Source organism: Streptomyces sp. NPDC088910 (assembly GCF_044749865.1).
In the GTDB taxonomy this organism is placed as follows: domain Bacteria; phylum Actinomycetota; class Actinomycetes; order Streptomycetales; family Streptomycetaceae; genus Actinacidiphila.
This window is the reverse complement of record NZ_JBIVIV010000016.1, coordinates 157,928-183,435: the sequence shown is the minus strand read 5'-3', so window position 1 is coordinate 183,435 and position 25,508 is coordinate 157,928. Positions and strand designations below refer to the sequence as shown.

Annotated in this window: 4 protein-coding genes; all 4 read right to left on the bottom strand. The window is 74.9% G+C overall.

Going from position 1 to position 25,508, the window contains the following annotated elements:
* Positions 1-55: 55 nt before the first annotated feature.
* A complete protein-coding gene (locus tag ACIP4Z_RS31055; protein ID WP_401313623.1) occupies positions 56-7,729 on the bottom strand; it encodes an amino acid adenylation domain-containing protein in 7,674 nt (2,557 codons plus the stop codon).
* Positions 7,726-22,488 (bottom strand): amino acid adenylation domain-containing protein, encoded by a 14,763-nt coding sequence (locus tag ACIP4Z_RS31050; protein WP_401313622.1) that lies wholly within the window; start codon positions 22,486-22,488, stop codon positions 7,726-7,728. The genes ACIP4Z_RS31055 and ACIP4Z_RS31050 overlap by 4 nt, the downstream gene beginning before the upstream one ends.
* A 376-nt stretch (positions 22,489-22,864) precedes the next feature.
* Positions 22,865-23,083 carry an MbtH family protein gene (locus ACIP4Z_RS31045; protein WP_188285961.1) on the bottom strand — a complete coding sequence of 73 codons (219 nt, stop codon included), beginning with the start codon at positions 23,081-23,083 and terminating at the stop codon, positions 22,865-22,867.
* A gap of 859 nt (positions 23,084-23,942) precedes the next feature.
* The gene (locus tag ACIP4Z_RS31040; RefSeq protein ID WP_355333601.1) at positions 23,943-25,352 is read right to left on the bottom strand and encodes an SDR family NAD(P)-dependent oxidoreductase; all 1,410 of its coding nucleotides are present in this window, start codon (positions 25,350-25,352) and stop codon (positions 23,943-23,945) included.
* Positions 25,353-25,508: the final 156 nt, after the last annotated feature.

Sequence of the window (25,508 nt, the reverse complement as noted above, 5' to 3'; positions counted from 1 at the left end):
TTCGGGAGGCGCGGGTCCTGAGGGGTCGGTCGGTCGCGGCGCGGACGGGGCCGGGTCAGGGGGTGGGGAGATAGCCGGTGGTGTGGCCGTAGGTGAGGTAGCGGGTGAGGACCGTGTCGTTCAGGGGCGGGAGGTGGACGCCCGCGGCGGCGGCTTGCGCGGCGGTGCGCCGGGAGTCGAAGCGGCGGTGGTGGGAGGGGGCGGAGCCGGCGGGCGGGGTGTCGTCGCCGAGCAGGAGCTGGGCGGCGTTGTCGGGCTGCGCCGCCACGCGGGAGCGCCACCGCGCCACCGGGACGGTGGGCAGGTCGTGGCCCAGGCGGGCGGCCACTTCGAAGACGGTCCGCAGGTCGGGGGCGTCCGGGTTGGTGAGGTGGTAGACGGGCATGGCGGTACTGGTCCCGGCGGAGCGGGCCAGTGCCACGACGGCCGCGCTGACGTAGTCGACGGGTATCCAGTCGGTCGAGCCGTGCGGCAGGTCCGGCACCGCCCCGGCCTGGAGGCAGCCCTTGATGAGCTGCCAGAGCAGGTCGCGGTCCTGGCAGGCGCCGGTGGCGGTGTCGCCGCTGATCCGGCCGGGGCGGTAGACGGTGACCGGCAGGCCGCGGGCGCGCGCCAGGTCGACGATCCCCTCGGCCACCCACTTGCTCTGCGCGTAGCCGCCCGGCAGGTCGGCGGCCGGGCCGGTCGGCGTCGACTCCGTGACGGGCGCGGCGTCGGGATCGGACGACGGGGCGTAGACGCTCGTGGTCGAGATGTAGTGCATGCCCGGTGAGCCGGAGTCGGCGAGCAGCCGCAGCAGTTCCTCGGTACCGGCCACGTTGGGGGCGCGCAGATCGCCGTACGGGGCGGCGAAGTTGACCCGGGCGCCGTTGTGCAGCACCGGGCCGAGGCGGCGGGCCAGGGCGGCGCGGTCGTCGGGCGACAGGCCGAGACCGGGGGCGGCCAGGTCGCCGGGGACAGGACGGACCAGGTCGGCGTAGGCGGGGCGCCAGAGGCCGTAGCGCTCCAGGTTGGCCCGCAGCCGGTGCGCCGCGTGGTCCGGGCCGTCGGCGCGGACCAGGCAGTCGACGGGGCCGTCCGTGGCCTCGATGAGGTCGCGCAGCAGGAACGCGCCGAGGAAGCCGGAAGCGCCGGTCAGCAGGGGGCGGGCGGCGGGGCGGGAGCGGGTGGGAGCGGGTACCGGCGCGGTCCGGCGCGCACCGCCCGTGATGTCGGGGGCGAGCCGGACCTCCGCGAGGAGGTACGACGCGACCGGGTCCAGCGGTCCCTCGCCCAGGCCGTCGCCCGGCCCGGTCGGCGTGGTGTCCGGCGCCGCCGGACCTCTGTCCGCCGCGCCGTCCAGCGACCGGATGACGCCTTCGACCGTCGGCGCCGCGAACAGCGCCCTGAGCGAGGGCCGTCGGCCGCACCGCTCCTCGATCCTGCGGGCCAGGGTCACCGCGAGCAGCGAGTGGCCGCCGAGGGCGAAGAAGTCGTCCGTCACCCCGACCTCGGGCACGCCGAGCGTCTGCGCGAACGCCGCGCACAGCTCGCGCTCGCGGTCGGTGGCCGGGGGCCTGGACGCGGCGGGCGCGGCGTGGCCGGGCGCGGGCAGGGCACGGCGGTCGGTCTTCCCGTTGGGGGTGACCGGCAGCGCGTCGAGCCGGACGCACGCGGCCGGGATCATGTGGCCGGGCAGCGTGTCGGCGAGCCGGGCGCGGATCGCCGCCTCGTCGGGGGCCGTCCCGCCGCGCGCGGCCACGGTGTAGGCGACCAGGCGCCGGTCGCCCGGCCGGTCCTCGCGGACGACGACGCAGGCCGCCGCGACGCCGGGCAGCGCCGTGATCGCGGCCTCGATCTCACCGGGTTCCACCCGGAATCCGCGGAGCTTGACCTGGTCGTCGACCCGGCCGACGTAGACGATCTGGCCCTCGGCCGTACGGCGCACCAGGTCGCCGGTGCGGTACATACGGCCGCCGGAGCGGTCGAACGGGTCGGCCACGAAGCGGGACGCGGTGAGGGCGGCCCGGCCGAGGTAGCCGCGGGCCAGTCCCGCGCCCGACACGTACAACTCGCCGATGACACCGGACGGGACGGGTGCCAGCCGGTCGTCCAGTACGTGCACGCGGGTGCCGTCCACAGGCAGGCCGATGGGGACGGCGCGGTCGGGGGCGAGGGCGCCGTCCGCCCGCTGGAAGCCGCTCATGGTGGCGCAGACGGTCGTCTCGGTGGGGCCGTAGGCGTTGACGAGGTACCGCTCGCGCGCCCAGGCCCGCGCCAGCTCCGGCGGGCACGCCTCGCCCGCGAGCACCAGGGTGATCCCGGTGGGCAGGGAGCCGGGCTCCATCACCGCGAGCGCGGCCGGGGGCAGCGTGAGGTGGGTGATGCCGCGCGTGCGGACGGCGTCCGCGAGGGCGGGTCCCGGCAGCAGGGCCTCGCGTTCCCCGATCTCCAGGCAGGCGCCGGACAGCAGCCCCATGCACAGCTCCCAGAACGCGGCGTCGAAGCTGACCGACGCCATCTGGAGGACCCGGCTGCCGGGACCGGCCCGGAGCCGGTCGCGCTGCGTCCTGGCCATGGCGCCGACGCCCTGGTGGGTGACGACCACGCCCTTGGGCCGGCCGGTGGAGCCGGAGGTGTAGATGACGTACGCGGGATGCGACGGGAGCGCACGCGGCGGGACGGCGGTGTCCCCGCGCGGCGGGACCGGCGGACCGTCCGCCTCGGGGCTGTCGAGCACCAGGCGCGGTACGGCGGTCTCCGGGAGGCGGGCGTCGACGTCGGCCGTGGTGAGGAGCAGCCGCGGCCCGGCGTCGTCGAGCATGAAGGACAGCCGCTGGGCCGGGTAGTCGGGGTCCAGCGGCAGATAGGCGGCACCGGCCTTGAGGACGCCGAGGAGGGCGACGACGAGGTCGTTGGTCCGGGGCAGCGCGACGGCCACCCGGTCCTCGGGGCCGATGCCCCGCGCGAGGAGACGGCGGGCCAGGGCGTCGGCGCGCGCGTCGAGTTCGGCGTAGCTGAGGGTGGTGGCCGCGTCGCGCACCGCCGGGGCGTCCGGGGCGCGGCGGACCTGCCGGGCGAAGAGTTCGGGGACCGTCGAGCGGGGCAGGTCGTCGGCCGGTCCTGTGCCCAGGGCGGCGATCCGGGCGCGTTCGCCGGGGCCGAGGACGTCGTAGGTCCGCAGCGGGCGGCCGGGGTCGGCGGTGACCTCGCCGAGCAGGACGACGAGGCGCTCGGCGAGCGCGCCGACCGTGGCCTCGGTGAACAGCTCCGTCGCGTAGTCCACGGTCGCGCGCATGCCGCCGGACGGGCCGGACGCGCCGGACGCGTCCTGACCGTCCGCCGTATCCGTATCCGTATCCGTATCCGTATCCGTACCGGCGGGTGTCTCGGTGAAGGTGAACGACAGGTCGAATTTGCTGACGCCCGGATCGACGGGCAGGCCGGAGACGGTGAGGCCGGGCAGGTCGAAGGGGGCGGCGGGGGCGTGGTTCTGGAGCACGAGCATGGTCTGGAAGAGCGGGTGGTGGTTCTGCGAGCGCGCGGGGTTGAGCAGTTCGACCAGCCGCTCGAAGGGGACGTCCTGGTGGGCGTAGGCCGCGAGGTCGGCGTCCTTGACGCGGTCCAGGAGTTCGAGGAACGTCGGGTCGCCCGTCAGGTCCGTGCGCAGCACGAGGGTGTTCACGAAGAAGCCCACGAGGTCGGTCGCGGCCTCGTCGGTGCGTCCGGCGACCGCCGTGCCCAGGGGGATGTCGTCACCGGCTCCGTGCCGGGACAGCAGCAGTGACAGGGCGGCCTGGAGCACCATGAAGACCGTGCAGCCGCGGCTGCGGGCGAGGTCGGTGACGCGCCGGGCCACGGCGGGGTCCAGGACGAAGTCGTGGCTGGCGCCGGTGTGCCGGGGGACGGCGGGGCGCGGCAGGTCCCACGGCAGTTCGACCAGGTGCGGCAGACCGTCCAACGCCTGCTTCCAGTACCGCAGTTGGCGGGCCATGGCGCTGTCGGGGTCCTGCTCGTCGCCGAGCAGCCGGCGCTGCCAGAGCGTGAAGTCGGCGTAGTCGACGGGCGGTTCGGCCCAGGCCGGGGCCCGCCCGCCGACGCGGGCGCGGTAGGCGGCGGCGAGGTCACGGGCGAGGGGCGCCATGGAGGACCCGTCGGAAGCGATGTGGTGGATCACCAGGACCAGGACGTGGGCGTCGTCGGCCAGCCGCAGCAGAGTCGCCCGCAGCGGCAACTGCCGCTCGATGTCGATCGGTTCGGCCGCCGCGGACCTGACCCGGTCGTGCAGCTTGTCCGGCTCGACGGTCTCCGCGGCCAGGACGAGGCGGACGTCGTCGGCCGCCGTGATGAGCTGGCGCGGTCCGCCGTCGTGCTCGGGGAAGACCGTGCGCAGCGCGGAGTGCCGGACGACGACATCGCGCAGGGCCCGGCGCAGCGCGCCGGTGTCGAGGGGCCCGTCCAGGCGTACGGCGAAGGGGATGTTGTACGTCGCCGAGGGCCCTTCGAGGCGGTGCAGGAACCACAGGCGGCGCTGGGCGTACGACAGCGGGAGGACGGCAGGGCGGGGCTGGGGGACGAGCGCGGGCCGCGCCGGGCGGCGCGCGTCCTTCAGCGCGGTCGCGAGGGCGGCGGCGGTGGGGTGGTCGAACAGCGTGCGGATCTCGGTCTCGGCGGCCAGGGCGGTCCGGATGCGGCCCACCAGGCGGGTGGCGAGCAGCGAGTGGCCGCCGAGCGCGAAGAAGCTGTCGTCCGGGCCGACCCGGGGCACCCCGAGCACGTCGGCGAACAGGCCGGTGAGGATCTCCTCGTGGGCGTCGCGCGGGGCCCGGACCGGGGCCAGGTCAGGGGCGGCGGGCGCGGGGAGGGCCGCCCGGTCCAGCTTGCCGTTGACGGTCAGCGGGAAGTCGTCGAGCACCTGGATCGCGGTCGGCACCATGTAACCGGGAAGGTGGCTGCCGACGTGCGCGGTGAGCAGGTCGGGGTCGGGGGTGCGGCCGGGCGCGGGGACGACGTACGCGGCGAGTCCGCGACCGCCGGGCAGGTCCTCGCGCACCATGACGCAGGCGGACCGCACCGACGGGTCGGCGCGCAGCACCGCCTCGATCTCGCCGGGCTCGATGCGGTGGCCGCGCAGTTTGACCTGCTGGTCGGCCCGTGCGACGTACTGGAGGACGCCGTCGGGCTGTTGGCGCACGAGGTCGCCGGTGCGGTACATGCGGTCCCCGGTGGCGGCGAACGGGTCGGCGACGAAGCGGGTGGCCGTCAGGGCGGGCCGCTCCAGGTAGCCGCGCGCCACGCCGGGGCCCGCGACGTACAGTTCGCCCTCGGCTCCCGGCGGGACCGGGCGCAGCGCGGCGTCCAGGACGTAGGCGCGGGTGCCGTCGGTGGGGCCGCCGATCGGCGGCGCGCCGTCGGGGCCGTCCTCGGGGCGCACCTGGTGGCGGGTGGCGAAGGTGGTCGTCTCGGTGGGCCCGTACACGTTGAGGACGGCGGTGCCGGGGTGGGCGGCGGCCAGGCGTTGCAGGACGCCGGGGGCGGCGGCCTCGCCGCCCGAGGCGACCGTGCGGAGCAGGCCGAGCGCGTCCGGGTCGGCCTCGGCGACGAGGTTGAACAGGGAGGTGGTCAAGAACGCCGACGTCAGGCCGTGCCGGGCCACGAGGTCCCGGAGCACGGCGGGCTGGAGGGGGCCGGGCGGGGCCACGACGACCCGGCCGCCGCTGAGCAGCGGCGCCCACATCTCGAAGGTGGAGGCGTCGAAGACGTACGCCGAGTGCAGCAGGACGGCGTCGGCCGCGCCGGCGTGCCAGACGCGGTCGGCGGCCAGCGCGGCGATGTCGGCGTGGGTGACGCCGACGGCCTTGGGCAGGCCGGTGGAGCCCGAGGTGAACATCACGTACGCGAGCCGGGCGCCCCCGGTGACCTCCGGCAGGGTTCCGGGGGCGGCGGGCGCGCCTGCGCGGACCCGACCCGCGGCGTCCACGGTCAGCGTCGGCAGGGCGGTGGCGAGACCGCGGACCCACGGATGGGCGGCGGCGGCCTCGTCGACCACCAGGGCGCGCAGTCCGGCCGCCTCGGCGACACGGGTGAGCCGTTCGTCGGGCCAGCGCGGGTCGAGCGGCACATAGGCGGCGCCCGCGCCCAGCACGGCCAGAGACACGGTGACCTGGGCGGCCGAGCGCTCCGTCATGACACCGACGCGGCTGCCGGACGCGGTGGTGAGCCCGGTCAGGGCGCGGGCCGTCTCCCCCGCGACGTCGGCCAGTTCGCGGTACGACAACGGCTCGCCCGCGCCGGTCACGGCGGGCCGGTCGGGGTGGTCGGCGGCGTGGCGCAGCACGGTGTCCCAGACGCTGGTGTCCACGGTGCCGACGGGGAGCGGCGCGCCGCGCCCGAGGGCGAGCAGCCGTTCGCGCTCGCCGTCGAGGAGGACATCGACGGTGTCGGCGCGGCGGTCGAGGCCGTCGGCCATCGCGGTCAGCACGCGCCGCACGCGGGCGACGGTGCGGGCCACGTCGTCGTGGTCGAGGACGGCGGCCCGGTAGCCGAAGGTGATCCTCAGCCGGTCGCCCGGCGCGATGGTGAGGGTGAGCGGGTAGTGGGCGGCGTCCGTGCCGGTGAAGCCGGTGAGGTCGAGGCCGGGCAGTCCGCGCCGGGCGGTGCTCAGCGCGGCGGCGTCCACCGGGTAGTTCTCGAAGACCGCGAGGGTGTCGAAGAGTTCGTCCAGTCCGGTGACGCCGCGGATCTCGGTCAGGCCCAGGTACTGGCTGTCCAGGAGACGGCCCTGTTCGGCCTGGAGCCTGGTCAGGAGCGCGGCCAGGGTCTCGCCGGGCTCCAGGCGCAGCCGTACCGGCACGGTGTTGATGAACAGGCCGATCATCGATTCGACGCCGGGTATCTCGGGCGGGCGGCCGGAGACGGTGGTGCCGAAGACGATGTCGTCGCGCCCGGTGAGGTGCGTCAGCAGCAGTCCCCAGGCGCCCTGGACCAGGGTGTTGACGGTGAGCCGGTGGGCGCGGGCGGTCTCGCGCAGCCGGGTCGTGGTGGCCGCGTCCAGGTCGAGGACGAGCGTTCCGGGCAGGTCGTCGGTGGCGGCCGTCCGCGTCCGGCCGGGCCCGGCGAGCAGGGTCGGGGCCTCCAGGCCCGCCAGGGCGGTGCGCCAGGTGTCCAGGGCGGCGGCGCGGTCCTGCCGGGCGAGCCAGGCCAGGTAGGTCCGGTAGGGGGTGGGGCTGGGCAGCGCGGTGTCGTCGCCGCGGCTCGCGTACAGCTCGAACAGCTCCCGTACCAGCAGCGGTGTCGACCAGCCGTCGAGCAGGATGTGGTGGCTCGTCATGACCAGCCGCGACTGACGGGGGGCGGTGCGCACCAGGGTGAACCGCATCAGCGGCGGGGAGGTGAGGTCGAAGCGCCGGGTCCGGTCGGCGGCGAGGAACGCGCCGAGCCGTTCGCCCGCCGCCGCGCCGTCCCGCCCGGTCAGATCGAGTTCCTCCAGCGGTACGGGGACGGTGGCGGCGACCGCCTGTACGGGCTCGTCCAGGTCCTCGTGCAGGAAACCGACCCGCAGGTTGGCGTGCCGCCGCAGCAGGGCGCCGATGGCGGCGCGCAGCGCGGCGACGTCGACGGCGCCTTCGAGGTCGAAGACGAACTGCGCGGTGTAGACGTCCACGGCGGCGGAGTCGTACAGCGCGTGGAAGAGCATCCCCGACTGAAGCGGTGTCAGCGGAAGTACGTCCTCCAACTGGAACCCGGTCACTTGTGTCCACCCCACTTGTTCTGAAGCCGGTCGATCTGGGCCTGGTCGAGCGAGACCAGCGGTAGGTCGGAGGGCGTGTAGCCGCCCGCGTCGGGTTGTTCGGTGTGCTCGGCGATGGCGCGCAGGGCGCGGCCGAAGGCGTCGGACAGGGCGTCGATCTCCTCTTCCGCGATCAGGTCGGCGGCCCACGTCCACCGGGTCACCAGGCGGGGGCCGTCGGGCAGGTCCTCGGTGTGCGCGTTGATGTCGAGGACGTGGTGGACGGGCATGTCCGGGTCCTGGGCGCGCGGGCCGCCGCCGTCGAGCAGCACTTCCCAGTCGGCGCCCGCGTCCTGCCGCGCGGCCCCGGCGGTGTCCTGGTGCGAAGTGGTGTACCGGCCGAGGTAGTTGAAGCCGATCTGCGGTTCCGGCAGGGCGGCGAGCCGGGGGCGGGTGGCCGGGTTGAGGTGGCGCAGCATCCCGAATCCGAGGCCGTGGTCGGGCACGGCCCGCAACTGCTCCTTGACGCGTTTGAGCGCGCGGTCCACGAGCGCGGGGCCGAAGCGCCCGGGGTCGCGGGGATCGACGGGTCCCGGATCGACGCTGACCGGGTAGAGGCTGGTGAACCAGCCGACGGTACGGGACAGGTCGACGTGGTCGGCGATCTGCTCGCGTCCGTGGCCCTCGACGTCGAGCAGCACGCCGGTGCCGCCGGGCAACGGGCCGCCGTCGGCCGCCCGTTGGGCCTGCCAGGAGTTCAGGGCGAGGGCGAGGCCGGTGAGCAGGACGTCGCCGACTCCCGCGTGGAAGGCGGCGGGCACGTCGGTGAGCAGCGGCGCGGTCCAGGTGGCGGGCAGCCGGGTGGTCACCGTGCGGGTCCGGTCGGCGGTGTCCAGGTCGGGGTGGAGCGGCCGGTTTCCCAGGCGGGGCGCGGGGGTGCTCAAGGCCCTTTCCCACAGCGGGAGTTCCGCTTCGCGCGCCGGTTCCAGCGCCTGGGCGGCGAGCAGCCGCGCCCAGCCGCGGTAGGTCGTGCCGACGGCGGGCAGGCCGTCCTCGGGCGCACCCGAGGTGACGGCGTGCCAGGCGGTGGCGAGGTCTTCGGCGAGGACGCGCCAGGAGACGGCGTCGACGGCGAGGTGGTGCACGACCAGCAGCAGCCGTCCGCGCGCGTGCGGTCCCGCGTCGCACCAGACCGCCTCGATCACGTGGCCGTCCGCGGGCCGCAGCCGCCGCCGGGCCCGCTCCCCCGCCTCGGCGAGGACGGTGCGGACGGCGTCGGCGTCGAGCCCCGCGACATCGAGACGGGTGAGGCGTCGGCGGATGCTCACGGCGCCGGGCGGCAGCACGTCGAGCACGGGGCCGTCCTCGCCGGTCCTGACGGCCCGCAGCCGGAGCGTGTCGTGGTGGTCGATGAGGCGCTGGAGCGTGGCGGCGACGCTGTCCTCGTCGGCTCCCGCGGGCGTGCGCAGCACCCCTGACTGGTTGTACCCGTCGATGGTGCCGGGCCGTCGCAGCAGCCACGCGGCGATGGGCGTGGCCGGCAGTTCGCCGGAGCCGGGTACGGCCTGGGCCGGCACGTCCTGACCGAGGGTTCGGGCGACGGCCGCGATCGCCTCGGGCGTGCGGTGCGCGAACACGTCGCGCGGTGTGACGCTCAGCCCGGCCTCCCGCGCGCGGCTGACGAGCTGGATCGAGAGGATGCTGTCGCCGCCGAGACCGAAGAAGTCGTCGTCGGTACGGACGGTGTCGGTGTGCAGCAGCGCGGCGAAGACCTCGCAGAGCACGCGCTCGGACGCGGTGCGCGGCTGTCCTCCGGGCCGGGCGGCGGCGGGCCGGGCCGGGGCTGGCAGCGCCTTGCGGTCGGTCTTTCCGTTGGGCAGCAGGGGCAGCGCGTCCAGCGGGACGAAGACGGCGGGTGTCATGTAGGCGGGCAGTTCCGCGGCCAGGCGGTCGCGCAGTTCGCGGTCGGTGGGGGCGCCGGGCCGGTCGGGGACGGTGTAGGCGACCAGGCGCCGCTCCCCCGGTATGTCCTCGCGGACCAGTACGCACGCGGCGGCGATCCCGTCCAGGCCGGTGAGGGCGGCCTCGATCTCGCCGGGTTCGATGCGCAGGCCGTTGAGCTTGACCTGTTCGTCGGCGCGGGCGACGAAGGTGAGCTCGCCGTCGGCGCCGTATCTGACGAGGTCGCCCGTGCGGTACATCCGGGCGCCGCCGGGTCCGTGCGGGTCGGCGACGAACCGCGCCGCGGTCAGCGCCGGGCGGCCGAGGTAGCCGCGGGCGAGGCCGTCGCCCGCGAGGTACAGCTCCCCGGTGACGCCGGGCGGCACGGGCTGGAGGCCGCTGTCGAGGACGTAGGCGCGGGTGTTGTCGACGGGGCGGCCCAGCGGGACGCTCTCCCCGTACCCGTCGGTGTCCTGCCGCCCGTCCCACCGGTGGGCGGTGGCGTCGATGGTGGCCTCGGTCGGGCCGTAGAGATTGTGCACCCGCGCCCGCCAGTCGCGGCCGACGCGCTCCGCCAGTGTCCGGGTCAGCGGCTCGCCGCCGCACAGCACCGCGCGCAGGCTCCCGGGCGCGTCGCCGGGGGCGGTCTCGGCCAGCAGGAGCGAGAGGTGCGAGGGCACGAACTGCGCGACGGTCACCTCCGTCTCGCGCATCAGGGCCAGCAGTCCCGCCGGGTCGTGGTTGGCCGCGGGCGGCACGGGGCAGGTGGCACCGCCGTGGAGCAGCGGCAGCCAGGTCTCCCAGACGGAGGCGTCGAAGCTCGGTGAGGTGCGGGCGAGGACCCGGTCGTCGTCGGTGAGTTCGAGGTGGCCGGCCATCCACGCCATGTGGTTGGTGACGGAGCCGTGGGTGACGACCACGCCCTTGGGGCGCCCGGTGGAGCCCGAGGTGTAGATGACGTACGCCGCGTCGCGCGGGTCGGCAGCCACAGCAGTCCGACCGGCCGCGCCGGTGCTCACGGCCCCCGGGTCCAGGTCCACGTCCAGGTCCACGTCCAAGTCCAGGACGGGTACGGGCAGGTCCCGCGGCGCGGTGGCCCCGCGGGTGAGCAGCAGTACGGGACGGGCGTCGTCGATCATGAAGGCGATACGGGCCCGCGGGTACTCGGGGTCGACCGCCAGATAGGCCGCCCCGGCCTTGGCCACCGCCAGCATGGCGACCGTCTGGTCCGCGGTGCCGGGCATCGCGAGGGCGACCAGGTCGCCGCGGCCGACCCCGCGACCGCGCAGGCGGTCCGCCAACTGGTCGGAGAGCGCGTCGAGTTCGGTGAAGGTCAGGGTCCGCGCGCCCGCGCGGACCGCGACGGCCTCCGGGGTCCGGGCGCGCTGGGCCGCGAACGCCGAGGGGATCGTGCCCGCAGCGGGCCGGAGCGGGCCGTGCCCGGCCGCCAGCAGCGCCGCCCGCCGGTCGGCGGCCAGGACGGGGGCGGTGTGCACGGGCCGCTCCGGCTCGGCGGCGAGCGCGCCGAGGAGCCGGGTGAGGCGGTCGGCCAGGCCGTGCGCGGTGGAGTGGGCGAACAGTTCGGTGGAGAACTCCAGGACCGCGTCGAGACCGGCGGGCGCGTTCACCTCGTCGCGCTTCTCGGTGAAGGTGAACGTCAGGTCGAACTTGCTGATGCCGGTGCCGACCCGCTGCCCGGTCACGGTGAGGCCGGGCAGGTCCACGGCGGCGTCGGCCTGGTTCTGGAGCGCGACCATGGTCTGGAAGAGCGGGTGCCGGTTCTGGGCGCGGACCGGGTCGAGGCTGTCCACCAGGCGTTCGAACGGAATGTCCTGGTGGGCGTAGGCGGCCAGGTCGAACTCCCGCACGCGGTCGAGCACTTCGCCGAAGGTGGGGTTCCCCGACAGGTCGGTGCGCAGCACGAGGGTGTTGACGAAGAAGCCCACCAGGTCGTCCAGCGCCTCGTCGGTGCGCCCGGCCACGGGGGTGCCGAGCGGGATGTCCTCGCCCGCGCCGTGCCGGGAGAGCAGCACCGCCACACCGGCCTGGAGCACCATGAACAGGCTGCACCCGCGGGCGCGGGCGAGGTCCGCCAGCGCCCGATGGGTACCGGCGTCCACGGCGAAGGAGAACGCGTCGCCGCGATGCGAGGTGACGTCGGGGCGCGGCCGGTCGTACGGCAGGTCGAGCAGTTCGGGAGCGCCGTCGAGCGCGCCGCGCCAGAAGTCCAGTTGGCGCGCGGCCCGGCTGGACGGGTCGTCCTCGGCGCCGAGCAGTTCCCGCTGCCACAGCGTGTAGTCGGCGTACTGCACGGCGAGTTCGGTCCAGCCGGGCTCCTCGCCCGCGACGCGGGCCCGGTACGCCAGGCCCAGGTCACGGGCGAGCGGGGCCAGCGACCAGCCGTCGCCCGCGATGTGGTGGACCAGCAGGACCAGGACGTGTGCGTCGTCGGCCAGCCGCAGCAGCCGCGCCCGCAGCGGGAGGCCGGTGCTCACGTCGAAGGTGTGCGCCACCTCCGCGCTCAGCGCCTCGTCCAGCCGCCCGGGGTCGGTGTCGCGCGGCGCGAGGTCGATGTCCGCGTCGTCGGCGGCGCGCACCACCTGGCGTGCCACGCCCCGTGTGTCGGGGAAGACCGTGCGCAGGCTCTCGTGCCGCTCGACGACGTCGGCGACGGCGCTCGCGAGGGCGTCCGCGTCGAGCGGACCGTCCAGCCGCAGCACCATCGGCACGTTGTACGTGGCGCTGGGCCCCTCGAACCGGTTGAGAAACCACAGCCGTTGCTGCGCGAAGGACAGCGGCAGCGGGTCGGGGCGGGAGGCGGCCCGCAGCAGCGGCGTCCTGGCCCGCCGCGCGTCGTCGAGAGCGTCGGCGAGCCGGGATGGGGTGGGATGCTCGAACAGGGCTCTGACCTCGATCTCCACACCGAGCGCGGTGCGGACGCGGGCGGCGAGGCGGGTGGCGAGCAGCGAGTGGCCGCCCAGCGCGAAGAAGTCGTCGTCGGCCGCCGCGGCGGGCAGTCCGAGGACGTCGGCGAACAGGCCGCGGACGATCTCCTCGCGGGCGGTGCGGGCGGCCGTCGTGCGGACCGGCGCGCGGCGGGCGGGTTCGGGGAGCGCGTGCCGGTCGACCTTGCCGTTGGGGGTCAGCGGCAGCGTGTCGAGGAGGACGAACGCCGACGGCACCATGTAGGCGGGCAGCGAGTGGCCGAGGGCGCTCGCGAGCGCACCGGCCTCCGGGCGGCCGTCGGCCGCGGGCACCACGTAGGCCACGAGCCGGCGGTCACCGGGGGTGTCCTCCCTGACCATGGCGAAGGCGTCGGCGACCCCCTCGCAGCCTGCCAGCGCCCCTTCGATCTCGCCCAGTTCGATGCGGTAGCCGCGCAGCTTGACCTGGCCGTCGGCGCGGCCGACGTACTCCACCTGGCCGCCCGGGGTCCAGCGCACGAGGTCTCCGGTGCGGTACATCCGGCCGCCCCCCGTACCGAACGGGTCGGCCACGAAGCGCGTGGCGGTCAGGTCGGGGCGGCCGATGTACCCGCGCGCCACGCCGCGTCCTGCCAGGTACAGCTCGCCCGTGACACCGGGCGGCACCGGACGCAGGTGGTGGTCGAGGACGTGACCGCGCATGCCGTCCAGCGGGCGGCCGATGGGCGGCGGCCCGGTCGGCAGATCCTCGGTGACGTGGTGGCGGGTGGCGAAGGTGGTGGTCTCGGTGGGCCCGTACACGTGCAGGAGTCGCGCTCCGGGCGCGACCCGGGCGACGCGCTGCATCAGGTCGGGCGAGGCAAGTTCACCACCGGCGCAGACGAGCCGCAGCCCCGCGAAGGCGCCGGGATCGGTCTCCGCGATCACGTTGAACAGGGCGGTGGTCAGGAAGACGGCGGTCACGCCGTGCTCGTGGACGGCGTGGTCGAGGACGTGTGCCTCCAGGGCGCCTTCGGGTGCGACGACGATCCGGCCGCCGCTGAGCAGCGGCGCCCAGATCTCGAACGTCGAGGCGTCGAAGACGTACGCCGAGTGCATCAGCACCGCTTCCACCGCGCCGTCGTGCCACGCGGAATCGGCCGCCAGCGCCAGGACGTCCCCGTGCGTGACGCCGACTCCCTTGGGCAGACCGGTCGAGCCCGAGGTGAACATCACGTACGCCAGGGTCGCGGGGCCGGGCACGGGGGCCGGGGCGGCGGGGCGGCGCGCTCCGGACAGCACCCGGCCGAGCCGGTCCACGACCACGACCGGCGTCCCGGCGGCGGCGACCCGGGGCGATCGCGCGGCCTCCTCGCCGACGACGAGGAGGCGGATGTCCGCGATGTCGGCGACCTGGCTGTGGCGTTCGTCGGGCCAGCGCCCGTCGAGGGGGACGTAGGCGGCCCCGGAGCGGACGATGCCGAGGGACACCGACACCACCGCGGCGGACCGGTCGAGCAGCACACCGACCCGCGTCTCCGGACCGGCCCCGAGACCGGCGAGCACCCCGGCGAGGTCGGCCGAGATCCGGTCGAGTCCCGCGTAGTCGAGGGTGGTGTCGTCGGCGACGACGGCCACGGCGTCCGGCGTGCGCCGCGCCTGGGCGGCGAAGGCGGCGGTCAGGGTGCCGTCCTCCGGGCCGGTCGGCAGGGCGCGGCCGGTGCCCCAGCGCGTGATGCGGGTGTGTTCGTCCGGCGTCATCAGGTCGTACGCGGCCAGGCGCAGGTCCGGATCGGCCACGACCTGTTCCAGCAGCCCGACCAGGCGCGCGGCGAGGGTTTCGACGGTGGCACGGTCGAAGAGGGCGGTGGCGTACTCGATTCCGGCGCTCAGGGAGCCGTCCGCATCGGGGGCCCCCGCGGGCTCCTCGGTGAAGGCGAAGGTGAGGTCGAACTTGCTCAGGCCGTTGTGGACGAGGCGGTCCTCGACGGCGACGCCGGGCAGGTCGGGGCGGGGACTGTCCTGGTTCTGCAGGACGAGCATGGTCTGGAACAGCGGGTGGTGGTCGCGCGCTCTGGCGGGGTTGAGCTCCTCCACCAGCCGCTCGAAGGGTATGTCCTGGTGCGCGTAGGCCGTCAGGTCGAACTCCCTGACGCGGGTGAGGAGTTCGGCGAAGGTGGGGTCGCCGGACAGATCGGTGCGCAGCACGAGGGTGTTGACGAAGAACCCGACCAGGTCTTCGAGCGCCTCGTCCGTGCGGCCCGCCACCGGGGTGCCGAGCGGGATGTCGTCCCCGGCGCCGTGCCGGCTCAGCAGGGTGGCGACGGCCGCCTGGAGCACCATGAACAGGCTGCTCCCCGACTGCCTGGCCAGCTTCAGCAGGCCGTCGCGCACGGCGGGCGGCACGTCGAAGGCGTGCACCGCGCCCCTCGGGTCGACGACGGCCGGGCGCGGCCGGTCCGAGGGCAGGTCGATCAGGACGGGCAGCCCGTCGAGGGCGGCGCGCCAGTGGTCGAGCTGTTCCCGCAGCAGGCTGTCGCCGTGGGCGGCGGGGTCCTCGACGGCACTGTCGCTTCCGTCCTCGGCGAGAAGGGCGTGCTGCCACAGGGTGTAGTCGGCGTACTGGAGCCGCGCGCCGGGCGCCGTGCCGCCCTCTTCGCCCGCCAGGCGCGCCCGGTAGGCGTCGCCGAGGTGGCGGGCGAGCGGGGCCAGCGACCAGCCGTCGCCCGCGATGTGGTGCAACACCAGGACCAGGACGTGGTGTTCGGGCGCGGAGCGCAGCAGCAGCGCCCGCAGCGGCAGGTCCGTCCCGACGTCGAACGGCTCCTGTACGGCGTCCAGGACGGCCGCCTCCAGCCGCGAGGGAGCGGTGCTCGTGACGGGCAGCGCGGGCGCGGCCGTTTCGGCCGGCAGGATCAACTGGTGCGGTACGCCGTCCCGTTCGGGGAACACCGTGCGCAGCGCCTCGTGCCGGGCGACGGTGTCGCGCAGCGCGCCGCGCAGGGCGTCCGCGTCCAGGGCGCCCCGCAGTTGCAGGACGAGCGGGATGTTGTACGTGGAGCTGGGGCCCTCCAGCCGGTTGAGGAACCACAGGCGGCGCTGGGCGAACGACAGCGGCAGCGGGTCGGGCCGCCGCGTGACGGGCAGCACCGCGGGTCGGCGGCGGCCCGGCGTGTCCAGGACGCGGGCCAGCTCCTCGACGGTCGGGTGCTCGAACAGCATGCGCAGGGTGACGTCGGCGTGCAGCAGGGTGCGGATACGGCTGACGACGCGCATCGCGAGCAGGGAGTGCCCGCCGAGGTCGAAGAAGCTGTCCCCGGGCCGTACTTGGGGCACTTCGAGGACGTCGGCGAAGATCCCGGCGAGCAGTTCCTCCTGGAAGGTGCGCCGTCCCGGTGCGCTCGGGCCGCCGGTGCCCGCGGCGGGCTCGGGCAGGGCGCGGCGGTCCACCTTGCCGTTGGGCAGCAGCGGAAGGGCTTCGAGCACGACGACCGCCGAGGGGACCATGTGGTGGGGCAGCGTCCCGGCGAGCGCGTCGCGCAGGCCGGGACCCTGCGGTGCCGGGTCGCCGGTGACGGCGTACGCGACCAGGACGGGCCTGCCGGGGACGTCCTCGCGGACGACGGCGCAGGCGGCCGTGACACCTGGCAGGGCCGCCAGTTCGGCCTCGACCTCGCCCAACTCAATCCGGAAGCCGCGGAGTTTGACCTGGTCGTCGGCGCGGCCCCGGTATTCGAGCAGGCCGTCGCGGCTCCACCGCACGAGGTCGCCCGTCCGGTACATCCGGGCACCGGCGGCGGAGGTCGGGGCGCCGGGGTCGGCGGTGGCGGCGAGGTCAGCGGTGGCGGCTGTTGTGGCGGCGGCGGCGAGGTCGGTGGCGAAGGGGTCGGCGACGAACCGGGCGGCGGTCAGCCCCGGCCGGCCGAGGTAGCCGCGCGCGAGGTTGGGGCCCGCCAGGTACAACTCCCCGGTGACACCAGGCGGGACGGGCCGCAGCCGGTCGTCGAGGACGTACCCGCGCATGGTGTCGACGGGGCGGCCGATCGGCACGGTCTCGGACGCGGCGGTCGCGGCGGACGGCTCGTCGGGTGCGGCGGGCCGGGCGTGCGGGCCGGTGGGCGCGGTCGTCGCGTCCGGCACGCGGTGGGCGGTGGCGTCGATGGTCGCCTCGGTCGGCCCGTAGAGATTGTGCGTCGGCACCCGCCACAGGGCGGCGACCTCGGCCGCGACGGCGCGCGGCAGCGGTTCGCCGCCGCACAGCACGGCGCGCAGGTCGGGCAGCGGGGCGTGGCTCCCGGCCTCGGCGAGGACGAGGGCGAGGTGGGAGGGCACGAATTGGGCGAGGGTCACCCCGAACCCGCTCATCCAGGAGACGAGTTCACGGGGTTCCTCGTTGGCCTCGCGCGGCAGCACGCAGACCTCGGCGCCGTTCACCAGCGGGAGCCACACCTCCCAGACGGACGCGTCGAAGCTGGTGGAGGTGCGGGCGAGCACCCGGTCGTCCGCGGTGACGTCCAAGTGCCGCGTCATCCAGGCCATGTGGTTGGCCAGCGCGCCGTGCGGGACGACCACGCCCTTGGGGCGGCCGGTGGAACCTGAGGTGTAGATGACGTACGCGGGGTCGGCCGGATGGGACGGTCTCGCGTCCCGCGCCATGGGGCCGGCCGCCATGTCGGCCGGGTCGTCGAGCGCGAGCCGGGGCGGGCCGCCGACGGGCAGGTCCTCGCGTATCCGCCCGGTGGTGAGCAGCAGGACGGGCCCGGCGTCGTCGAGCATCTGCCGGATGCGCGCCGCCGGGTACCGCGGATCGACGGGCAGGTAGGCCCCGCCCGCCCGCAGGACCGCCAGCATGGCCACCACGGTGTCCACGGACGGCGGTACGGCCAGGGCCACGACGCTCTCGCGGCCGACCCCTCGCTCGCGCAGTACCTGGGCGAGGCTGTCGGCGCGGGCGTCGAGAGCGGCGTAGGTCAGGCTGGTGCCCGCGTCGCGCACGGCGACGGCGCCGGGTGTGCGCAGGGCCCACTCCCGGACCGCCTCGGGCACGGTACGGGTCGGCAGCGGTCGCCGCTCGCCCTGTCCGCGGCCGAGGAGCCGGGCCCGCGCGCCGGGCGCCATCGGCTCCAACGCGCTGACGGCGAGGCCGGGTTCGGCCACCGCCTGGGTGAGGACACGGACGAAGCCGTCGCACAGGTCGCGGGCGGTGTCCGGGTCGAAGAGGTCGGCGGCGTACTCCAGATACCCGCTGATGCCGCCGGCCTCGGCCGGGTCGCCGTCGGGGTCGGGGTCGGCCTCCGTCAGCGAGAGGGTCAGGTCGAATTTGCTGATCCCGGTGTGCGCGGACCGGTCGTGGACGGTGACGCCCGGCAGGTCGAGCCGCGCCTGCCGCTGGCTCTGGAGGACCAGCATGGTCTGGAAGAGCGGGTGGTGGTCGCCCGAGCGCTCGGGGTTCAGCTCCTCCACCAGCCGTTCGAAGGGCAGGTCGGCGTGGCCGAAGGCGGCCAGGTCGAACCGCCCCACCCGGTCCAGCAGTTCGCGGAAGGTCGGGTCGCCGGACAGGTCGGTGCGCAGCACGAGGGTGTTGACGAAGAAGCCGACCAGGTCGTCCAGTGCCTCGTCGGTACGTCCGGCAACCGCGGTGCCCAGCGGGATGTCGGTGCCCGCGCCGTACGCGTGCAGCGTCACCGCGAGGGCCGCCTGGAGGACCATGAACGGGGTACGGCCGCACGCGCGGGCGAGCCGGACCATTGCCGTGTGCGTGGCGGCGGGCAGTTCGATCGGGTGCGCGCCGCCGCGGTGGGTGGGCACCGCGCGCCGGGGCCGGTCGAGCGGCAGGTCGAGGAGGTCGGGCGCGCCCGCCAACGCCTCCCGCCAGAAGGCGAGTTGGCGTGCGCCCAGGCCGTCCGGGCCGTCGCCGCCGAGCAGTTCGCGCTGCCAGAGCGTGTAGTCGGCGTACTGCACGCGCAACGCGGGCCAGTCGGGGGCGTCCGCGCCCGCGGTCCTGGCCCGGTAAGCGGCTCCGAGGTCACGCACGAGCGGGGCCAGCGACCAGCCGTCGGCGACGACGTGGTGCAGGACGAGGACCAGGACGTGCCGGTCGGGGCCCAGCACGAGCAGGTGGGCGCGCAGCGGGGCGTCACCGGCGAGGTCGAAGGGGAGCGAGGTCAGGTGCCGTACCGTTTCCTCGGCCCAGGCGGCGGCATGCTCCTGGCCCTGCTCGCTTCCCCGGCCCGCGCCGGCTTCCGCGCCTTCCGCGCGGTCGTCGCGTGCTGCCGCTGCCCCGCCTGCCCCGCCTGCCCCGCCTTTGTCGGACGGCGCGTGCGCGACCGTGAGCGGGACGAGCGCCGCCGCGTCGGAGCCATGCCGGATCACCTGCCGGGCGACGCCGTCCTCCTCGGCGAAGACGGTGCGCAGGCTCTCGTGCCGGTCGACCACGTCGGCCAGCGCCTCGCGCAGGGTCCGCACGTCCAGGTCGCCGTCGAGCGCGAGGACGAGCGGGACGTTGTACGTGCTGCCGGGGCGGCCCTCGACGCGGTTGAGGAACCACAGCCGCTGCTGCGCGAAGGACAGCGGCAACGGGTCGGGGCGCTGGCGCGGGGCGAGGACCGGTCCGCGGGCGCGGGCGGTGTCGAGGACCCCGGCGAGGGAGGCGACCGTCGGGTGGTCGAAGAGGGTGCGCAGGTCGAGTTCGGCCCCCAGCGCCGCCCGTAACCGGCCGGTGAGCCGGGTGGCCAGCAGCGAATGGCCGCCCAGCGCGAAGAAGTTGTCGTCGATGCCGACGGCGGCCACGCCCAGGACGTCGGCGAACAGCCCGGCGAGCACCTCCTCGCGCGGGGTGCGCGGGGCACGGCCGGTCGCGACCGCGGCCGGCGGCACGGGCAGGGCGCGCCGGTCGACCTTGCCGTTGGGGTTCAGCGGCAGCGCGTCCAGCGGGACGAACACCGAGGGCACCATGTACGAGGGCAGGGCGCGCGTGACGTGCCGGACCAGGGACTCGTCGTCGGGGCGGACGTCGGCCGACGGCACGATATAGGCGGCCAGCCGCCGGTCGCCCGGCGTGTCCTCGCGCACCACGACGCACGCGGCGCGCACACCCGGCGCGGTGAGCAGGACGGACTCGATCTCGGCGGGCTCGATGCGGTAGCCGCGGAGCTTGACCTGGCCGTCGGCGCGGCCGACGTACTCCACCTGGCCGCCCGCGGTCCAGCGCACGAGGTCGCCGGTGCGGTACATCCGGCCGCCCCCCGTACCGAACGGGTCGGCCACGAAACGGGTCGCGGTCAGGTCGGGGCGGCCGACGTAGCCGCGCGCCACACCGGAGCCGCCGACGTACAGCTCCCCCACCACGCCGGGCGGCACCAGGCGCAGGGCGTCGTCGAGCACGTACAGGCGCATGCCGTCCAGGGGCCGGCCGATGGGCGGCGGTCCCGGCAGCGGGTCGGCGGTGACGTGGTGGCGGGTGGCGAAGGTGGTGGTCTCGGTGGGCCCGTACACGTGCAGCACCGTCACGTCGGGCGCGCCGACGGCCACCCGTCGCAGCAGGTCGGGAGCGGCGGCCTCGCCTCCGGAGCAGACCAGGCGCAGTCCGGCGAACGCCGTCGGCTCCTCCTCGGCCACCAGGTTGAACAGGGCGGTGGTCAGGAACAGCGCGGTCACCGCGTGGCGCTCCACCATGTCGCGCAGGACCGGTGCGTGCAGGACGCCTTCGGGTGCGACGACGATCCGGCCGCCGTTGAGCAGCGGCGCCCAGATCTCGAACGTCGAGGCGTCGAAGACATACGCCGAGTGCATCAGCACGGCTTCCACCGCCCCGTCGTGCCACGCGGAGTCGGCCGCCAGCGCCAGAACGTCCCCGTGCGTGACGCCAACTCCCTTGGGCAGACCGGTCGAGCCCGAGGTGAACATCACATACGCGAGCCGGTCGGGATGTCCGGCCCTCGGCGGCGGCGTCGGGGACGGCGGCCCGCCGCGGACGACGGCGCCGGTCCTGTCGACGACGACGACCGGCAGACCGGCCGCCGCCTCCTTCACCCACGGCTGCGCGGCGGCGGCCTCGTCGACCACCAGGGCGCGTACGCCCGCGACGCCGCAGACGCCGCTGAGCCGTTCCGCGGGCCAGGCCGGGTCCATCGGCACGTAGGCGGCGCCCGCGCCCACCACGCCGAGGGTGGCGGACACCACCGCGGCCGAGCGTTCCAGGAGCACCGCGACCCGGTCCTCCGCGGCCACGCCCCAGCCCGCCAGGGCGTGGGACAGGGCGTCCGCGGTGCGGGCGAGTTCGCGGTAGGAGAGCGTGCGGGCGCCGTCCACGACGGCCGTCGCGTCCGGGGTCAGGCGCGCCTGGGCGGCGAACGCCTCGGGCAGGTTCGCCGTGGCGGTGCGCGGCGGCAGTTGCGCGCCGCGGCCCTGGGCGAGGACCGCCTCGGCCGCGTCGTCGTCCAGGAACGGCAGGTCGCGCAGCAGGGTGTCGGCGTCCGCCGCCGCCAGCGCGGTGAGGAAGGAGACGAGAGCGTGCTGGTGGAGCAGGACGTCGTCGGGGTGGTAGAGCGCCGGGGCGGCGTCCAGCCCGATCAGCGGGCCTATGCCCTCCGACCGTTCGGAGACGAAGAGGGACACGTCGTCGACGGGTCCGATGGACAGCACGCGGGAGGTGGCGGGGCTGCCCGCGAGGTCGAGGTCGAAGTTGTAGGGCATGACGTTGACGACGAGATCGGTCAGGCGCGCGGCGTCGTCGCCCGCGTCCACCTCGCGGGCGAGCTGTTCGCGGGAGTAGCGGCGGTGGCGCAGGGCGCGGGCCATCTCGGCGGACACCGACCGGATCAGGTCGCCGACGGTCCGGTCGGCGGGCAGGCGCAGCCTGATCGGCAGCACGTTGGCCGTCATGCCGACGGCGTGCCGCAGCGCGCTGTGCCGGCCGTTCGAGGCCAGCCCGACGGTGACGTCCTCGCGGCCGGTGGCCCGCGCGACGTACGCGGCGGCCGCGCTCACCACGACGGCCGTCCAGGTGGTGCGGCGGGCGGAGCCGAGTCGTCGTAGGCCGTCCAGGACGGCGACGGGCAGCGACTCGCCGGTGTGCAGCGGGGTGGCCGGGCCCGCGCCCTGCGGGGCGGCGGCGCCCGCGTCCGGCAGGTCCGCGGCGCGGCGGCGGATGAGCGGCGCGCCGCCGCGGGCGTCCGCCTCGTCCGCCGTTCCCGCCGTTCCCGCCGTTCGTGCCGGTGCCGCTGTCCCGGCCGTCCCGGCCGCGTCCGTCCCTCGTTCGGCGGTCGGCCCGGCGAAGGTGTCGATCCAGTACGCCCGGTCCGCGCGGTGGCGCTCCGACCCGAGGTACGCCAGCTCGTCCGCCACCAGCTCGCGCAGTGAGGCGGCCGGGAGGTCGACCGCGGTGATGTCCTCGCCGCGGACCGCACGCGCGTAGAGGTCGGCCACGAGGTGGTTGACCACGCCGCCGCTGAGGCCGTCGATGGCTATGTGGTGGTAGCGCACGTACCAGTAGCGCAGCCGGGGGGCCAGACGCAGCAGCGCGAAGTGGTGGGACGGGGCGTCGAGCCGGTCGACGGTGGCCATGTCCCGTGCCATGTACGCCTCGGCCTCGGCCGCCGGGTCCTCCGCGCCGGACAGGTCGATCAGGCGGACCCGGTCGGTCGCGATGGCCGGGCGGTCGGTGACGTACTGCCGGACGCCGTCGTCGCCGGTCTCGAACCGCAGGTGGAGATTGTCGCAGTGGGCGACGGCCCGGCCGAGCGCGGCGGCGAAAAGCGCCTCGTCGAGGTCGCCGCGGATCTCCAGGCATTCCCCGATGTTGTACTTCGGACTGTCCGGATCGATCAACTGCCCGTACCAGACACCTTGCTGGGCCGACGTCAGTTCGAAGAGATCCCGGGAAACGCTGTCCGCCGGGAAGGAACTGTCTTCTGAGAAGGAGCTGTCTTCATGCATGCCGGTCGACCCCTTCGGGGAGATTCTGGAACGGTGCGGAGAAACGACGAAATCAGCCCGTCGATAAAAAGGCCGCCGACGCCGTGCCGAGGGAGGCGGGCCGAAAGCGCGCCCGCGTCATCGCGTCGGGCACTCGGGTTCCGCCGGCGCGGCGATTCGCGGCGAGGGGCGTTCCCTGCCGCGCGCGGCGGATGACGCCGCGAAGGACCGGGTGATGGTCCCGGTGAAACACCCGCGACGAAAGAGAGCATTCACGGACCGAAAGTGATCGCGTGCGGTCACCTTCGGTCGGACCCGCTCACCGAGGCGGCGGGAAGCGCGAGGGACGGGGTCGGCACCCGTCCCGACGAGGACGGGTGCCGACCCGGGACTCCGCCTACCGGACGTCCGCCTCCATCGCGCGCACCAGGCTCGTGGGCCGCATGTCGATCCAGGACTTCTCGATCGCGTCCAGGCACTCCTGACGGGATCTCTCCGGGCCGTCCGCGTGCCAGCCGCCGGGTTGGTCGAGATGTGCGGGCCACAGGGAGTGCTGTCCCTCGTCGTTCACCAATACGACGAACCGAGCCGAGTCGTCGTCGAAAGGATTAACCATGGCCGCTCCACCTTCCCTCAGTTTTCCGTTTCTTCTCGCCGTACGGGCCCCGGTAAAGCGCGGGGCGGCACAGCCCTGTCCCTATTCGCATCATCGTCAGAGTACAACAGCCGACTTCTTCGGACGGAAAGACTGCCGGGAGGCCGACGATTGGCCGGTTTCACCTGTTGGGGGTACGAACTTCCTCCTCACCTGATTCAGATCGAAGAACCGGGGTATATAGGCCCCGACGACGACGGACATACTTTCGATTACCGGGTGCACCCCGCCCCGAACTGCGCCTTCTTCGACGGTGGCGGAGCGGACCGGCCGGGCCGTAGATAAATGCCAGGGCATCGCATCACGTAAAGCTCGCCGCCTTGGCGCCCGAAACGACGGCGCGGAATCGGCGGCGCTCGTTAATGGCCAAATCCGTACATCGGTAATCGACCCGGCGGCATCACGGATTATTCGGCAAGAGCGGCTGGCATAGGCCACCGGATTCGGTGATTCCGCTCCGCGGGGAATTCGCACGTCACAGGTGCGCGCCAGGAAATGCGCCGTGCGGGCGCCGGGTGCCGCGCGCCCCCCGCGCGCCGGTTGCACTCGGGGCACGGGAGGGGCGCGTGAGGGGCGTGGGAGCTGAGATCTACGACCTTGCGCGTACGGCGACGCGGACGCGCGTAGGCGGACTGCTCAGCATTCCTGGTACGCGCGGCGACGCGTGACCGCCGGACCGGCCGGACGGCCCGGTGCGGCCCGGTCCGGTCCGATGGGTCGTCGGCGGCAACGGCAGCAGCGGCAGCGGCAGCGGCAGCGGCAGCGGCAGCGGCAGCGGCAGCGGCAGCGGCAGCGGATGAGCGTCACCGCCCGCGCGGTGTCACCAGGCGGAGGGGGCGTAGTCCTTCAGGAAGCAGCCGTACAGATCCTCGCCGCGTTCGCCCCGGACGACGGGGTCGTAGACACGGGCGGCGCCGTCGACGAGGTCGAGGGGGGCGTGGAAGCCCTCGGCGGCGAGCCGGACCTTGTCGGGGTGGGGCCGTTCGTCGGTGATCCAGCCGGTGTCGACGGCGGTCATGAGGATGCCGTCGGTGTCGAGCATCTCCTGGGCGCTGGTGCGGGTGAGCATGTTGAGCGCGGCCTTGGCCATGTTGGTGTGGGGGTGGCCGGGGCCCTTGTAGCCGCGGCTGAACTGCCCCTCCATGGCGGAGACGTTGACGACGTACTTGCGGCGCGCCGCGGCGGCGGCCATGGCGGGCCTGAGCCGGCTGACGAGGACGAACGGCGCGGTGACGTTGCAGAGCTGGACTTCGAGGAGTTCGACGGGGTCGACCTCGCCGACGGTCTGCACCCAGGTGTTGGTGGGGTCGAGGTCGGGCACGAGCCCGCCCGCGTCGATGGCGGTGCCCGCTTCGATCCTGGCGAGCGAGGCGGAGCCGCTGACGAGCGCGAGGCCGGTGACGTCCTGCGCGGTGAGGGCGTCCTCGCGGCGCGGGGCCGGGAGGGCGGCCGCGGTCTGCGCGCCGCTGCCGAAGGCGCCGAAGACCTCGGAGGCGGGCAGTTCGCCCGCGGGCAGCGGCGCGGACTCGGCGGCGACCAGCTCGCGGTAGGCGTCCGGGGAACGGCGTACGGTCTGGGCGGCGTTGTTGATCAGGATGTCGAGCGGGCCCGCCGCCGCGACCGAGTCGGCGAGGGCGACGACCTGGGCGGGGTCGCGCAGGTCGATGCCGACGATCTTGAGCCGGTGGATCCACTCGTCGCTGTCGGGCATGGCCTTGAAGCGGCGGACGGCGTCGTTGGGGAAGCGGGTGGTGATCGTCGTGTGCGCGCCGTCGCGGAGCAGCCGCAGCGCGATGTACATGCCGATCTTGGCGCGTCCGCCGGTGAGCAGCGCGCGGCGCCCGGTGAGGTCGGTGCGCGCGTCGCGGCGGGCCCGGTTCTCGGCCGCGCACGACGGGCAGAGCTGGTGGTAGAAGGCGTCGACCTCGACGTAGCGGGTCTTGCAGACGTAGCAGGAGCGGGGCCGCTCCAGGATGCCCGCGATCTCCGTGCTGACGGAGGTGGTGAGCTGGATGCCGAGGGTCTCGTCGTCGATCCGGTCGGCGGCGCCGGTCGCGGTGGCCTCGGTGACGGCCTTGTCGTTGGCGGTCTTGGCGGCCCGGCGCTCCTGACGGCGGCGCTGCTTCACCGACCGGTAGATGCCCGCGGTGGCCCGGCGTACGGCGATGGCGTCGGGGTGGTCGACGGGCAGCGTGTCGAGTTCGCCGAGTACGGCGAGGCAGACCGCCATCCGCGCGGGATCGATGCCGGGCACGTCGGCGAAGCCCTCGGCGCCCTCCACGGCCTCCGCGCCGTCCGTGTCCTCGGCATCACCGATCGGTTCCTCGTAGGCCCCGTGGCCGTGAAGGTCCTGCGTTGTCGCCGTCATCCCGCCGCTGCTCTCTCC

Coding starts and splice junctions, on each gene's coding strand:
- ACIP4Z_RS31050 (WP_401313622.1), bottom strand. CDS start 22,488: ATGCATGAAGACAGCTCCTTCTCAGAAGACAGTTCCTTCCCGGCGGAC.
- ACIP4Z_RS31045 (WP_188285961.1), bottom strand. CDS start 23,083: ATGGTTAATCCTTTCGACGACGACTCGGCTCGGTTCGTCGTATTGGTG.
- ACIP4Z_RS31040 (WP_355333601.1), bottom strand. CDS start 25,352: ATGGCGGTCTGCCTCGCCGTACTCGGCGAACTCGACACGCTGCCCGTC.